Source organism: Heliorestis acidaminivorans, assembly GCF_008933955.1.
Classification (GTDB): domain Bacteria; phylum Bacillota; class Desulfitobacteriia; order Heliobacteriales; family Heliobacteriaceae; genus Heliorestis; species Heliorestis acidaminivorans.
Genome location: NZ_WBXO01000003.1, coordinates 136,337 through 151,168 on the forward strand (window position 1 = coordinate 136,337; position 14,832 = coordinate 151,168).

Genomic DNA, 14,832 nt, shown 5'->3' on the forward strand with positions numbered 1-14,832 from the left:
CTTTTTTCTACTAGAGTAGCTATAATTCATTTTTATCTTTTTTGACAACAATTAATAGAGCTATGGTAAAATACTACTAAGCATTAAAGGGGAGGTAACAGTAAGCTGTGAGTACTCTATTATCCATCGATGTTAGCCGTCTTCTGTCTGCTCTCTCCATGTCTTTAGATTTTACAACTAAAGGCTTAACTAATCACCATCGTCGTGTTGCTTATATCGCTTTATCCCTCGGTAAGACTATGCAACTTTCTCCAGAGAAAATGCACACCTTATTTTGTGCTTCTACGCTTCACGATATTGGTGCGATCACTTTCGCTGATAAACACACCTTAGCAAGCATGGAAATAAATTCGCCGGAAATTCACTGTGAGAAAGGCTACCAGTTTCTGAACAAAGTACCTCAGTTTAGCGATCTGGCGTTGATCATCCGTTATCATCATCACCAGTTTCAGAAGCCTGAACCACCTATAGACAAAGATCTACTTCAACTTAGCTACCTTATTCATCTTGCCGATCGCCTAGAAATACTTTTGACACCTGCTTACATTTTATCGCAACGTTCTTCCGCACTCGAACGTATTTGTAGCCTTTTTGGTACATATTTTCCACCAGAGTATAAAGAACCGTTGCTAGAGATAGCGTCAAAAGATAGTTTCTGGCTGGACTTAGATTCAATATATTTAGATAAGCTTATTGAGGATATGTTATATTCTGAAATGCATATGGAAGTTGCACCTAAAGAGATCAGAGAAATCGCCTCTTTATTTGCCACCATTATTGACAGCAAAAGTCGTTTTACCCATCGCCATTCCCGCCTCGTATCTACGACAGCTACTAAGCTAGCTACTTTGGCTGGCTTTTCCTCTTGTGATGCTGTCAAAATAGAGGTAGCTGGTTTACTTCATGATCTTGGCAAGCTTAGCATTTCTGAAGCTATTTTAGAGAAGAATGGATCTTTATCTCCAGAAGAATATGATCTTATCAAGCAACATACCTACCATACTTATCACATCTTAAATCATATTCCAGGTTTTTCTGATATTGCTGAATGGGCCGCTTATCATCACGAGCGACTAGATGGTCGTGGTTATCCTTTCTGTATTGATAAAACTTCTTTGAGCACAGGAAGTAGAATTGTGGCTGTTGCTGATATATTCTCCGCTTTAGCTGAAGATCGCCCTTATCGATTAGGTATGAAAAAAGAAAAAATTACTGAAATTCTTTTTTCTTCAGTGAAAAATAACAGCTTAGATAAAGATTTGACTTATTTATTGCTTGAGCGTTATCATGATTTCGAAGAATTGAAAAGTAAATTATGCTAGTAGCGATATCTAATGAAAGTATGTAAGAGGAAAAAAAGCAGCCTAGTGCTATAACACTAGGCTGCTTTTGTGCTTCTTTATGATTACCTTAAGATTTCGATAGGTCCGTCACCACGTTTAAGAACTTTCAGCGACGTTTTCCTGGGATCTAGAACTTTTACTAGATGCCCAATAGCTACTTGTGGATCTACAGTATCACCACAAGTATAACAGTCTAGAGCGGCAAAGCCTTTCTCCGGATAAGTATGAATGGAGATATGGCTTTCTGAAAGGAGTACTAATACAGTAGCTCCCTGAGGGTTGAACTGTTTTTTTTGTGAAGACAATACAGTTGCCCCTGCAATTTCAGCCGCTTCGATCATTTTAGCTTCCAAAAAGTCTGCATCGTTAAGCATAGAAAAGTCTACGCCCCAAGTATCAACTGCTACATGTCGCCCGAAAGTGGAGTATTCCATCTTACGGCCCCCTTCCCAGCAAATTTGAATGCCGGGACCTACGTGATTCATCCGGGGGTGGGTCAGACCTATCATATAATTAAACAGGTCCTCTTCCGTGATATTCATATAAAACCCGTTTTGGATGAACCCTGGTTCCCACAATGAGTATATTTATATCAAAAATAATAGTAAAGATCAATAGTAATGTGAAAAAGGCTGAATATTCACATCTATTGTACTATTGTCGATTGTCTAGTAATTCTGTAACAATAACAGACCAACTCTTACCCTTGTAAGCATTATAACCACGGGTATGAGCATATCCAATCATCTGCATGCGACCTGTATCATCATTTTCTATGGTATAACCATAATGTTCGCCAGCAATAGCCTTTTGTACAGCTTGCAATTGTTTTAGATCTCTTGTCAATATACCATTACGATCTCGTGAGGCAATAACCATACCTTGACTATTGACGACAAAAATATCTCCTGTACTGCCGATTCGCGCCTTGTCTAATATGTCATAAATATACTCCCAGTTAAAGCGTGTTGTAAAAACACCTAAAATTTTACCTTGATCATCTCGAATAGGACAAGAGTAGGCTACGGTATAACCTTTTAATGATTCTGAGTAATAAAGATCAGTTACATAAACATCTTTGGTACGCATCGTTTCTTGAAACCATTTTCTTTTTGACATGTCCTGTCCAACCATATCTTGATGAATTCCTGCCGATACTACAATCCCCTGGTCATTAAGGACAAAAAGATCATAATAAACTTCATAGACATCAATAATTTTTCGAAGCAAGACTTTCGTCAGTGAAAGATCGTAACATTCGTCTTGTAAGCATTTTTTGATCTTATCAAAAGTAGCCCAAGCTTGCACATCACAGTTACGTTCAAAAAGGTTACGGTCGATCTTATCAATAGTATCGTAAGCTACATCAGCTGTTCGGACAGCAATAACTTCGTTTGCTTTTCCTTGAATGTTTTCAATGAGCTCATGACTTACTTTTGTGGAAGAGAAGCTTTGATCGGCCAATTTTTTGATCTCATCGGCTACGACTCGGAATCCTCGACCTGCTTCACCAGCTCGAGCCGCTTCAATTGCAGAGTTCAGAGCCAAGAGGTTAGTTTTCTTGGTAATCTGATCAATTGTTTTGACTACTTGTCCCATCTGGCCATTTGCTTTTTTTAGTTCTTTCAGTAGCAAGGAAACATCAACTAAGTCTTCCCTATTCTCACTCATCTTTTGCACCATCCTTACTGTGATCATCACTGTAAAAATTTTTTAGAAAAAGAACTTCTATGTGTAGAAGCTGTAATATGTAGTTACTTGAAGTATGCCACATCTACAAGAAACTGTGAATAGTTTCTATAAGAAAGAAAAAACGTTATTTCTTAATCAGAAAGGTAATTTTCTCAGAAAAAGAAATAACGTTCTTTTTATTTTATTCTTTTGGTGTTAAAGGTCGCTTCATATAGGCAGTATGAAGTAGCTCATGAGCTTTCTTGCTATTTGGCTTTTCAAAAAATTTGTTGTAGAGCTCTTTTATTGTGGGATTTTCATGAGACTTACGCCAAGTGCTTCCCTTGTCTGCTTTGTATAATGCTTTTAGTCGTTCAATGGGGAAGTCTGTTTTTTCTTTTTCAATTCTTTCTTTACAGATTGGCTGTCCGCCCCCTCCAATACAACCTCCGGGGCAAGCCATAACTTCAATAAAGTGATATTGTTTTTCACCTTTTACGATTTGCTCAAGAAGCTTTTTGGCCTGACCTATGCCATTAGCCACAGCAAGCCTAAAGCGCTGTTCACCTATTTGTACTGTACTTTCTTTGATGCCTTCAAGGCCTCTGACTTCTTCATATTCGAACTTTTCTACTGTCGAACCAGTAAGTAAATCTGCAACAGTTCGTAAAGCTGATTCTGCTACACCGCCAGTAACTCCGAAAATCATAGCCGCTCCCGTTGACTCTCCAAAAGGTTCATCAAAGTCTTCTTCCGTCAAATTAGGAAAATCAATTCCCGCCTGACGGATCATCTGGCCTAATTCCCTAGTTGTTAATACTACATCTACATCTTGAAAGCCTGAAGCTCTCATCTCAGGGCGTTGACATTCAAACTTTTTGGCTGTACAAGGCATAATTGATACAACGAAAATCTTAGCTGGGTCAATGTTAGCTATTTGAGCATAATAAGTTTTTAAGAGAGCACCCATCATTTGTTGTGGAGATTTGCAAGTAGAAAGATGGGAAAGCAATTGAGGGTAATGATGTTCTACATATTTTACCCAAGCTGGACTACAAGAGGTTATCAATGGAAAAGGGCCACCTTGGTTTACACGCTCCATTAATTCATGGCTTTCTTCAACAATAGTCAAGTCTGCAGACAGGTTAGTATCAAAGATGCGATCAAAGGCTAGTTGACGAAGTGCCGCCACCATTTTACCTGTTACATTTCTTCCTTCTCCCAAGCCAAATTCTTCACCTAAGGCGACTCGAACTGCCGGTGCTGTTTGCACTAGCACATGTAAGTCTGGATCGGCTAAAGCTTTCCATACTTTATCTCTTTCATCTTTTTCTTGCAAAGCGGCAACAGGACAAGCGTGAATACACTGACCACAAAAGATGCAAGCAACCTCATTTAAGCTTTTTCCGAATACAGGCTCAATAGTCGTTTGAAAGCCCCGTTCTGTTGCTTGAATAACTCCTACGCTTTGAACTTGATGACAAAGGGCAACACAACGTCGACAGAGTATGCACTTGCTACCATCTCGCAGGAGAGCTGGCGATTGTTGATCGACCGGTCGCTCTGGTAATTCTCCAGGAAAGCTAATCTCACGAACTCCAATTTCCATAGCTAGAGTTTGTAATTCACAGTGACTGTTACGAACACAAAGGGTACATTCACGATTATGGTTAGAGAGAATAAGTTCTAACACTGTACGGCGCGTTGTACGAACTAGGGGGCTATTAGTTTTAATTTCCATCCCTTCTTCAACAGGCAGAACACAAGAGGCTTGCAAGGAACGAGCCCCTTTGACTTCAACTAGACACATGCGACAAGCGCCAATAGCGTTAATATCTTTTAAGTAACACAAAGTAGGAATTTTGATCTTTAGTTTTCTGGCAGCTTCTAATACAGTACTATCCGCTGAAACAGTTACCTGACGGCCGTCGATAGTCAAGTTTACTTTATTCATAGAAAGACCCTCTTCTTCCTTATTCTCTTGACTTTTTTTGAATAGCCTTCACAGGACATTTGCTCATACAGAGGCCGCATTTTGTACATTTTTCTCTGTCTATGACATGTTGTTCTTTTATCTTACCTGTAATAGCTCGAACAGGACAGGTACGAGCACATAGTCCACATTTGCGGCATTTATCATCAATTATGGTAAATTCTAAGAAAGCTTTGCAGACGCCAGCTGGACATTTGCGCTCTATGATGTGAGCCTCATATTCTGAACGAAAATAACGAATTGTACTTAAGACAGGATTAGGTGCAGTCTGACCTAATCCGCAAAGAGAGGCCGCTGTTATAGTTTTGGCCAGTTGCTCTAATTTCTCAAGATCTCCTACCTGACCTTCATTGTTAGTGATTTTGGCTAACAACTCTAACATTCTTTTTGTACCAATGCGACAAGGTGGACATTTGCCACAAGATTCTTCTACCGTAAACTCTAAGAAAAAACGAGCTACATCAACCATACAAGTCTCTTCATCCATTACAATAAGTCCACCAGAGCCCATCATGGAACCTAGCTCTATCAAAGTCTCATATTCAATGGGACTATCAATATAATCTGCTGGTATACAACCGCCTGAAGGTCCTCCTGTTTGAGCGGCTTTAAACTTTTTGCCCTTAGGTATGCCACCACCTATTTTATAAATTACATCGCCCAATCTTGTTCCCATGGGAATTTCTATTAACCCAGTATTGTTGATTTTTCCACCTAAGGCAAAAACTTTTGTTCCTTTGCTTTTCGCTGTACCTATGGAGGAATACCATTCTGCACCGTTGTTGAGGATCATGGGGACATTAGCAAAAGTCTCTACATTATTTAGCAACGTTGGCTTGTTGAAAAGACCCTTTAGGGCAGGAAAAGGCGGCCTTGGTCGCGGCTCTCCTCTTTTCCCTTCAATAGATGCCATTAGTGCTGTCTCTTCTCCACAGACAAAAGCACCGGCTCCAAGGCGAATTTCTAGATCGAAGGAAAAGTTCTTGCCAAGAATATTTTTTCCTAATAAGCCCAACTTTCGAGCTTGCTCAATAGCTAGTTCTAATCTTTTTACAGCAAGAGGATATTCAGCTCGAACATAGATAAAACCACAGGTTGCCTCAATGGCATAACCGGCAATAGACATGGCTTCAATGATTTTGTGAGGATCACCTTCTAAGATACTGCGATCCATGAAAGCACCAGGATCACCTTCATCAGCATTACAAAGCACATATTTCTGATCTGCTTCTGCACGTGCTGTATACTCCCATTTCAGACCCGTAAGAAAGCCACCGCCGCCTCTTCCACGTAAGCCTGATGCTTTTATTTCTGCTATGACTTCTTCTGGCTTCATATCTAAAGCTTTAATCTCAGCCCGATAGCCTCCTAGGGCGATATATTCTTCTATAGATTCGGGATTAATAATTCCGCTATTACTTAATGCAATAGGCATTTGATAAGTCATGTCTTTCTCATAAGCATAATCAAGAACGGGCTTCCCTGCAAAAAGATGAAGAGCAATAATTTTCTTAATCTTTTCTGCTGTTACTTGTACGTAAGTTACTTTTTCTTTCCCTGGTACGTAGATATCTACAATAGGTTCATAATGGCAAAGACCATTACAGCCTGTAGGTGCTACGATAACATTGTTTAAACCATAGCGTGTAATTTCTTTTCTCAAAGTTTCATAGACTTTTTGAGCACCTGCTGCTATACCGCAAGTGGCCATAGTAACGACAATGCGAATACCCTGGCGTGAATCATCAAGGTTGGCCCTTTGGAGCGTCTGCTCGCGCAATTTAGCTATTTGTTGAGCTGTTGCCATCCTCTTCATCCTTCCATGCCATTTCCATGTATTTATGCACAATGCCGTCAATTTGTTCTACCGATACTTGACTATAGACTTCATTATTCACTGTTAGTACAGGAGCAAGGCCGCAAGCACCTATACAACGTGTTGCTTCTAAGGTGAATAAACCATCTTCTGTTGTTTCACCTACTTTGATATGCAATAATTCAGCTAGCTTGTCCACGATGGCTTGAGCGCCTTTCACATAACAAGCAGTGCCAAGACAAACATGAATAGAATATGTTCCTTTCGCTTCTAAAGTAAATGCTGAATAGAAAGTTGCCACGCCGTAGACATCGGCCATAGGAACTTCTAGGGCTTCAGCAATAAAGCTTTGTACATGAATAGGCAAATGACCAAAAAGCTCTTGGGCTTCGTGCATTACAGGAATTAGAGCACCGGCTGTTCCTTTTTTTTCTGCTATGATTTCCCGAAGCTTATCAAACTTTTTGTTTTGACATGAGCAAATGCTCATTGATGAAGCCTCCTTTTTGTAAGATTGAAAGATTTGTAAGGACTGAGAAAGTGAGAAAAGAAAAAAGTGACCTTCTCTCCCTTTATATATGCACTAAGGGATGAAAAGGCCACTTTTTTGAAGTCTCATACAATATTTTCTTGTTACTGTAAGCTTTGTTGACAAACTACCGGCCGACCTTTGCCAACATAAATAGCATTAGCAATTGATTGGCGCACCCATTTTATAGCACGAGCTGTGCTTTCAGGTACTGAATAGGATAAGGCAAGATAAGAGGCCAGCGCTGATGCTAATGTACAACCCGTACCATGGGGATCTTGTGCTGGAACACGCTCACCTGGAAAATCATAGATCTGTTCAGAAGAGTAGAGTATATCGACTATCTCTCCTCTGTCTTGTTGAAAATGTCCACCTTTTATCAAGACCCACTGTACGCCACAGTCTAAAAGTAAGCGAGCTGCTTTTTCCATATCCTCAGTACTTTTGATTTGCATACCTGTGAAAGCTTCCGCTTCAGGAACATTAGGTGTTAATACTGTCGTATAAGGTAACAGCTCTTCACGAAAAGCTTTCAATCCGCCTTTATCTAATAGGCTTACACCTGTTCCTGAGTGCAGTACTGGATCAACGACTAGCACTGCTTCCTTTTCTACTGCTTGATAGTCTCGCCAGATTTTTGCCAGACCCTGTAAAATTAAAGGGCTTTGTAACATACCTGTCTTAATAACTTGTGGACGCAGATCGTAGAGTACTTCGGTGATTTGGGTAAGCACCCAGTTAGAATCTAAAGTATAAATATCCTGAACACCTTCGCTAGTTTGCCTTGTTAGTGCTGTTACTGCTGCCGCTCCATAGACACCTAGTTGAGCCATCACTTTCAAGTCAGCTTGCAAGCCTGCTCCTCCACTAGGGTCTGACCCTGCGATGGAAAGCACTTTGGGGAGTTCAGGTACGACTTTATTAATCATTAGACACTTTCTAACTCCATAGCCATTCAGATTGTCGCAATTTACTCAGTCCTAGATAAACCAGAAAAATGATTATATCCTCTAGCTTCAAGAGGGTAGCTTTTCTTCTCTTTATTCGAACTATTATAGATTCGAATACCTTCTGATGAATTTCTTAATTCACCGATAAAGGAAATGGCTGTACCTGTCTCGTTATGAATTAACTCTTGCAGGGACTCTGCCTTTTCTCTTGCTATCGTAAAGAGTAGTTCGAAATCTTCTCCACCCGATAATGCCCAGTCAAGAGCAGATTGGTCTATGGAATGAGCTAAACTTTGTGCCTCTTCGCTAATAGGTAGGGCTGATAGATCTATAAGAGCGCCACATTGTGATTGTCGACAGAGATGATGAATTTCACTACTTAATCCATCGCTTATGTCTAACATGGCTTTAACAGCGTCCTGCTGAACTAGTATTGATGCTTCCATAACTCTTGGTGTTGGTTCTAGATGTCGTTGCAATAGATAGCTTTCCCCTGCTCCTTTTAGCTGTGAACTCGATAATAACAAGTGAAGACCTGCCGCGGAATCTCCTAATGAGCCCGTTACAGCGATTAAGTCACCCTCTTCTCCACCACTGCGCCGTACTGGTTCTTTTATTGCTAGTCCTAATAAGGTCACATTAATAACCCATTTATCAGACTGTACTGTATCGCCACCAGCTAAAGTAATGCCATAGCAACCAGCTATCTCTCCCATAGCATAATACAAAGCTCTTACATCTTCTACAGAAGCCTTTCTAGGTACAGCAATGGACAAAAAAGCCCAGCTAGGAACCCCTCCCATAGCCGCAATGTCGCTTATGTTGACAGCTAGGGCTTTACGACCGAGGGAAGAAATTCGTTCTGACGACCATAGAAAGTGTACGCCTTCTACAAGCATATCGGTAGTAGTTAATAAAGGCCGCTGGGGAGGAATATCGAGGATAGCTCCATCATCACCAACAGCAAGACGGGGTGGGAAAGGACCTATTACTTTCGAGCCAAGAAGTTGGCAAAGTCGCTCATATTGATCGGCTCTCGTAGAAGCACCTTCTGCCCAAGCTTCTACGAGTTGATCAATTAGGCCAAACTCCCCAACAGCATCTATGGGTGTTGACACTTTGCTTTACGCACTCCTATCTAGCAAGTTCCCATGGGACGGCCAAGGTATTCGCTAACTATCTTCATAGAACAATAAGGTCCACACATGGAACAACCTTCTTTACTGCGCGTATGGGGATGCTTATCAAAAGTTGTTGGATCCATGGCTAAGTTGCGTTGTTCTTCCCAATCTAGTGATTTTCTCGCTCTCGCCATAGCTCGATCCCAATCAGCCGCTCCTGCGACGCCCTTAGCAATATCGGCGGCATGACCAGCAATTCTTGAAGCCATAATGCCTTGACGAACAGCATCTTCATCAGGCAAGCCCAGGTGTTCAGCTGGTGTTACGTAACAAAGGAAGTCGGCACCAGCGGCGGCGGCAATAGCTCCTCCGATAGCTGATGTAATATGATCATAACCAGGAGCAACATCGGTTACTAAAGGACCTAAGACATAGAAGGGAGCATCTTGGCAAAGTCGTTTTTGTAATTTTATGTTCATTTCAACTTGATCGAGAGGTACATGACCAGGTCCTTCTACAATTACTTGAACTTCTGCGGCACGACAACGTTCCACCAGTTCACCTAGTAAAATTAATTCCTGAATCTGACCGCGGTCAGTAGCATCAGCCAGACAACCTGGTCTTAAAGCGTCTCCAAGACTGAGCGTAATATCGTATTGACGAGCAATCTCTAAGATTTCATCAAAACGTGTAAAGAAAGGATTCTCTTTTTCGTGATGTAACATCCAACCAGTCAAAAAAGAGCCGCCTCGAGAAACAACATCAGTAATTCTGCTATGATTACGAAGCCTTTCTAAAGCTTCTAGCGTTAGTCCACAGTGAATCGTCATAAAATCAACGCCGTCTTCAGCTTGTGCTTTTACAGCTTTAATAATATCTTCTTCTGTCATAGAGATAAAAGAACCATTCTTCTCTTGTGCTTCCACTGTTGCTTGATAAATAGGTACAGTGCCGAAAGCAATAGGGCAACCATCGATTAAAGCTCTACGTACACCATCAATGTCAGGACCAGTGCTCAAATCCATAACAGCATCGGCACCGCATTCTATGGTAATTGCTAATTTGCTTTTTTCGTAATTAATTCCAGAAGTACCTTTTGACGTTCCTATGTTGGCATTAACTTTGGTCTTTAATCCTCTTCCCACACCACAATATTTTTCTCGAGGCCGAAGATTATTTGCTGGAATCACTACTCTACCAGCAGCAATTTCAGCCCTTAAGACTTCTGGCTCCCACTTTTCTTCTTTTGCTACCTGCACCATCTCTGCTGTTACTTCACCTTGAATTGCTCGCATCATTTGTGTTCCCGGCTGAATTGTACGCATAATCAATCCTCCTGGTTTTTTTACCCCTAGCAGACATAAAAATCCCTCCTTAGTAATCACAAGGAGGGATAGAAAATAGATCTGCTCTATCCGCTTTCCTCCGCTGGTATTACTCCAGATCAGGTCCAAAGGGTCGGAGTAATTAGCGCTTACTCCCTCTCAGCCCGAACATCATCGGGCTCCCCTAGCGGTCATATATGACTGAATGGGTTATAAGTTTTTCACAAAAACAATTGTATCCTTTTTTTTTAGAAAAGTCACGCAAAAGCTTTTTTTTGTTTTTTTACAATTTTTGCCCAAAACCTTTTCTAAGCAGGATTTTGACAACATAAAGAGAAATGTTATAACAAGTAAAATATAGGGGAGGGCTATTTTTTTTGAGAAAAATATCAATTGAACAACTAACACCTGGCATGATTTTAGCCCGTAGCCTATACAGCTCTGATGGGAAGACTTTGCTTGGTGCAGGTATTACTGTATCTGCCCCTTTTATTAAACGTTTACAAAAAATTGGCATACCAGCTGTTTTTATTAAAGACCAACTTATAGATGATCTTCCCCTTCCTCAAGTGATTAGTGAAGAAGTGCGGAATGCAACGATAAAAACGGTACGAGATATTTTTCAACGTGTTCAACTAGCTGGCGAAAACAAAATCAATGCTAAAGAAGTAAAGAAAGCAGTTTCTAGATTATTAGATGAAGTTATCTCTAATCGTCATATTTTAATTCATATGAGCGATATTCGTTCACACGACGATTATACTTTTGGTCATTCTGTTAATGTAGCCGTTCTGTCTATTATGACAGGCCTAGCTATGGGCTATAATGAATTACAGCTTCGAGATCTAGCTTGTGGTGCTCTCTTGCATGATCTCGGGAAAATGCTTGTTCCTCTTGAAATTCTTAATAAACCAGGTGCCTTAACAGATGATGAGTTTAGGGAAATTCAAAAGCATAGCAATTATGGATTTGAGTTGATTCGCAACCAACGTGAAGAGTTCTCTAGCCTAAGCGCTCATGTGGCTTTTCAACATCACGAGCGCTTTGATGGTTCTGGCTATCCTCGAGGCCTAAAAGGTGAAGGAATTCATGAGTATGCGCGCATTGTTGCTATTGCCGATATGTACGACGCCCTCGTTGCCGATCGAGTTTATCGCAAAGCTTTTTTGCCTTATCAAGCTCATGAAATGATTCTGGCCGCCACAACCCATCATCTAGACCCAACTATTGCACAATCTTTCTTGCAAAATATCGCTATATACCCAATTGGCTCAGTTGTACAATTGAGTTCTCTAGAGATTGGTATCGTCGTAGATGTAAACAAGCTTTTTCAGACTCGCCCTGTGGTACGCTTAATTGCCTCTACAGAAGGTCAACCTTTAACAGATTGTGTAGAAATTGATTTAACAAGACATCCAACTTTATTTATTAATAAGATACTTACAGAAAATGAGACTAATCAACTGTTATACTGCACCAGAGAAGAACAATGTAACTAGAGCCTAGCATTTACCTAGTAGGAGAACCATAAGGTTCTCCTTACTATTTTACAGGCTATATTATATGTGTTATCCTAAAATAGGAAAATAAAATATTATCCAGCGCTGAGTTTCACCGTTGTGGAAGCGGAGGACCCAATATTTTTGGGGTGAATCCAGTCCTTTGACTGGTAGGGTCTGCTCTTTGACCCGAATCCGACAGCTAACTTCGCAAGCGCCATAAAAGGGCATTTCCCCCAGTCTAGCACTATCTTTTTGCAGGGCACTGAGAGAGCCTATTCGCACCATTTCGTCCCATTTTTTTACTTTTATGGCACCTCTTTGTCTGATTGTGAATTTATTGTGTTTCTTAGCTCTCGCTGGTATTTACGGCGAGAGCTTTTTTGTTAGTGCTAGTCCCAACGAATTCTAGGAGGATGAGAATGACTGAATCGCGAAAACGATATTGGCCTGACGTAACTGATGAGCAATGGAATGATTGGCGATGGCAAATGGCCAACCGCATTACAACACTCGATGAACTACAAGAAAAAATGGCTCTCACAGAGGAGCAAGCTCATAGCATTCAACAGAGCTTGGCGAGCTTCCGTATGGCCATAACACCTTATTACTTTTCACTTATCGATCAAGAAGATCCCAACTGCCCTATTGGCCTCCAATCCATTCCTTCTGCCTTAGAACTAGAATCTTCACCAGCTGACCAAGATGATCCTCTTCATGAAGATGGTGACTCTCCTGTGCCTGGATTGACTCATCGCTACCCTGATCGAGTCCTCTTATTAACAACAGACCAATGCGCTATGTACTGCCGCCATTGTACAAGAAGACGCTTTGCAGGAACGAAAGATAAGCAAAGAAGTAAAAAAGAGCTCAACCAAGCTCTTAATTATATCCGAAGTTCTCCTGAAGTACGCGATGTGCTCATCTCTGGTGGTGATGGACTCTGTATTAGCGATGAAATGTTAGAGTACTTACTTTCTGCTTTACGCAAGATTCCTCATGTTGAGATTATTCGCATTGGCACAAGAGCACCTGTAGTAATGCCTCAAAGAATTACAGCGGAACTTATTGAAATCATTCAAAAATACCACCCTGTCTGGGTGAACACTCACTTTAACCATCCTAAAGAGATTACGGCAGAATCAGAGCAAGCTATTGCTAGGTTGGCCAATTCCGGTGTGCCTCTTGGTAACCAGGCTGTTCTATTAAAAGGTGTTAATGACTGTCCTGTGACGATCAAAGAGCTAATGCACAAATTAGTAAAAATGCGCATTCGTCCCTATTACCTCTATCAATGTGACCTCTCTCGCGGAATTGAACATTTTCGAACATCTGTAAGTAAAGGAATCCAAATTATCGAAACCTTGCGTGGTCATACTTCGGGATTAGCTATTCCAACTTTTGTCGTCGACGCACCAGGTGGTGGCGGTAAAATACCTGTTCAACCTACTTATCTTATCTCACAATCGGACGATCAAGTAGTTTTGCGTAATTACGAAGGCTTAATCACAGTCTATCAAGAACCTCGTGATAAACAAAGCGCCTGCGAAATCTGTGAAAAGACTTGTAATTCCAAAAAAGCAAGTCGTGCTGGCTTAGCTAAGCTTTTCCGAGGGGAAAAGGTTTGCCTTGTACCGCAAGATAATCAGCGAGATCGAAGACGAGCAGGCAACTACTACCAAAACGCGGTGGTGGAAAGTCGATGATTTCAAAAAAAAGCAGGCTGACGAAAGAATGTACTTTTGATTCTACTTCTATTTCTCCACAAGTAGATCAGCTTAATCGTCGCCTCATCATCACCTCAATCCCTTCTCCCCTACCTCCTACTTTTGCTTCCTCTATAATAGAAGTAGCAAAAAAAGAAAAGCTCGAAAAAATCTGGCTTTGGGCACCTATTCGCGAGCTAGCTCCTTTGCTAGAGCAAGGCTTTCTACTAGAAGGTATCATAGAAGGCGAAAAAAAAGAGAAAACAATGGCTACTATGGCTTATTATATAGTTCCTCAGCGAGGCATCTCCCGAAAAACAGAAGAAGAAAAGGCCTTATTGCATGCAATAGCTGAAAAACCTATCAAAAAATTAGATCCACTCCCGTCCTCTTATGATCTGCGTTTTTTACAAAGTCGAGATAGCTTTGCCATCTCCAAGCTACTAAGAGAAGTCTTTGAGACCTATCCAAGTCCTGTTGATAATCCAGCATATATTCAAGAGCTCATGACTAAAGGTTGTTTATTTGCTGGCGCTTTTTATGAAGATAAACTGGTAAGCCTTGTAGCAGGCTATCCGGAAAAAGAATGGATGCGTTGTGAGATTACCGATTGTGCAACCCATCAGGATCATCGAGGTCTAGCCTTTACTGAGCGCCTAATACCACTAGTAGAAAAAGCTATGCTCAAGAAAGGTGACTATCGTTTCTATACCTTAGCACGGGCTACATCATATGGAGTCAATAGGGTATTCTATAAGTTAGGCTACCGCTATCAGGGTAGGTTGATTAACAACTGCGATATAGCTGGTTCCTATGAAGATATGAACCTCTGGGTAAAATACAATATTAACTACTAGACAGGCACACCTATTTTTGTCA

12 protein-coding genes and 2 riboswitches are annotated in these 14,832 nt (G+C 40.9%); of the genes, 4 read left to right on the forward strand and 8 right to left on the reverse strand.

Features of this window, described 5'->3' with window-relative positions:
- Window positions 1–107: 107 nt before the first annotated feature.
- Entirely contained in the window at window positions 108–1,322 is a 1,215-nt protein-coding gene (locus F9B85_RS05420; RefSeq protein ID WP_151619322.1) for an HD domain-containing phosphohydrolase, read from the forward strand.
- Between the two features lie 83 nt (window positions 1,323–1,405).
- Here F9B85_RS05420 and speD read toward each other — a convergent pair whose 3' ends face one another.
- The 8 genes from speD to thiC form a co-directional block, all read right to left on the reverse strand.
- Entirely contained in the window at window positions 1,406–1,777 is a 372-nt protein-coding gene (gene speD, locus F9B85_RS05425) for an adenosylmethionine decarboxylase (RefSeq protein WP_151619324.1), read from the reverse strand.
- Between the two features lie 220 nt (window positions 1,778–1,997).
- Window positions 1,998–3,014, reverse strand: coding sequence for a methyl-accepting chemotaxis protein (locus F9B85_RS05430; protein WP_243138083.1), 1,017 nt, complete (start codon window positions 3,012–3,014; stop codon window positions 1,998–2,000).
- Window positions 3,015–3,216: 202 nt separating this feature from the next.
- On the reverse strand, window positions 3,217–4,968 hold the full coding sequence (locus F9B85_RS05435; protein WP_151619328.1) for an NADH-dependent [FeFe] hydrogenase, group A6: 1,752 nt from the start codon (window positions 4,966–4,968) through the stop codon (window positions 3,217–3,219).
- A gap of 19 nt (window positions 4,969–4,987) precedes the next feature.
- On the reverse strand, window positions 4,988–6,814 hold the full coding sequence (locus tag F9B85_RS05440; RefSeq protein WP_151619330.1) for an NADH-quinone oxidoreductase subunit NuoF: 1,827 nt from the start codon (window positions 6,812–6,814) through the stop codon (window positions 4,988–4,990).
- Complete coding sequence (locus F9B85_RS05445) at window positions 6,789–7,313, reverse strand: NADH-quinone oxidoreductase subunit NuoE family protein (RefSeq protein WP_151619332.1); 525 nt, start codon at window positions 7,311–7,313, stop codon at window positions 6,789–6,791. Before F9B85_RS05445 ends, F9B85_RS05440 begins: the two co-directional genes overlap by 26 nt.
- Before the next feature lie 143 nt (window positions 7,314–7,456).
- Entirely contained in the window at window positions 7,457–8,281 is an 825-nt protein-coding gene (gene thiD / locus F9B85_RS05450) for a bifunctional hydroxymethylpyrimidine kinase/phosphomethylpyrimidine kinase (RefSeq protein WP_151619334.1), read from the reverse strand.
- A gap of 41 nt (window positions 8,282–8,322) precedes the next feature.
- Window positions 8,323–9,420 (reverse strand): thiamine-phosphate kinase, encoded by a 1,098-nt coding sequence (gene thiL, locus F9B85_RS05455; RefSeq protein WP_151619336.1) that lies wholly within the window; start codon window positions 9,418–9,420, stop codon window positions 8,323–8,325.
- A 20-nt stretch (window positions 9,421–9,440) separates the two neighbouring features.
- The gene (thiC, locus tag F9B85_RS05460; RefSeq protein WP_170270202.1) at window positions 9,441–10,748 is read right to left on the reverse strand and encodes a phosphomethylpyrimidine synthase ThiC; all 1,308 of its coding nucleotides are present in this window, start codon (window positions 10,746–10,748) and stop codon (window positions 9,441–9,443) included.
- Window positions 10,749–10,826: 78 nt separating this feature from the next.
- Window positions 10,827–10,944, reverse strand: a riboswitch (TPP riboswitch).
- A gap of 181 nt (window positions 10,945–11,125) precedes the next feature.
- Between thiC and F9B85_RS05465 the strand changes: the two genes are divergently transcribed.
- From F9B85_RS05465 to ablB, 3 genes are all read left to right on the forward strand, one after another.
- Complete coding sequence (locus F9B85_RS05465) at window positions 11,126–12,247, forward strand: HD-GYP domain-containing protein (RefSeq protein ID WP_151619338.1); 1,122 nt, start codon at window positions 11,126–11,128, stop codon at window positions 12,245–12,247.
- A 93-nt stretch (window positions 12,248–12,340) separates the two neighbouring features.
- Window positions 12,341–12,479, forward strand: a riboswitch (cyclic di-AMP (ydaO/yuaA leader).
- A gap of 190 nt (window positions 12,480–12,669) precedes the next feature.
- Window positions 12,670–13,953 (forward strand): lysine 2,3-aminomutase, encoded by a 1,284-nt coding sequence (gene kamA / locus F9B85_RS05470; RefSeq protein WP_151619340.1) that lies wholly within the window; start codon window positions 12,670–12,672, stop codon window positions 13,951–13,953.
- Entirely contained in the window at window positions 13,950–14,810 is an 861-nt protein-coding gene (ablB, locus tag F9B85_RS05475; RefSeq protein ID WP_151619342.1) for a putative beta-lysine N-acetyltransferase, read from the forward strand. The genes kamA and ablB overlap by 4 nt, the downstream gene beginning before the upstream one ends.
- Window positions 14,811–14,832 lie beyond the last annotated feature (22 nt).

Excerpts from the sequence above, each read along its gene's own strand:
- speD (WP_151619324.1), bottom strand. The coding sequence starts at position 1,777 with ATGGAATACTCCACTTTCGGGCGACATGTAGCAGTTGATACTTGGGGC.
- F9B85_RS05430 (WP_243138083.1), bottom strand. The coding sequence starts at position 3,014 with ATGAGTGAGAATAGGGAAGACTTAGTTGATGTTTCCTTGCTACTGAAA.
- F9B85_RS05435 (WP_151619328.1), bottom strand. The coding sequence starts at position 4,968 with ATGAATAAAGTAAACTTGACTATCGACGGCCGTCAGGTAACTGTTTCA.
- F9B85_RS05440 (WP_151619330.1), bottom strand. The coding sequence starts at position 6,814 with ATGGCAACAGCTCAACAAATAGCTAAATTGCGCGAGCAGACGCTCCAA.
- F9B85_RS05445 (WP_151619332.1), bottom strand. The coding sequence starts at position 7,313 with ATGAGCATTTGCTCATGTCAAAACAAAAAGTTTGATAAGCTTCGGGAA.
- thiD (WP_151619334.1), bottom strand. The coding sequence starts at position 8,281 with ATGATTAATAAAGTCGTACCTGAACTCCCCAAAGTGCTTTCCATCGCA.
- thiC (WP_170270202.1), bottom strand. The coding sequence starts at position 10,748 with ATGCGTACAATTCAGCCGGGAACACAAATGATGCGAGCAATTCAAGGT.
- kamA (WP_151619340.1), top strand. The coding sequence starts at position 12,670 with ATGACTGAATCGCGAAAACGATATTGGCCTGACGTAACTGATGAGCAA.
- ablB (WP_151619342.1), top strand. The coding sequence starts at position 13,950 with ATGATTTCAAAAAAAAGCAGGCTGACGAAAGAATGTACTTTTGATTCT.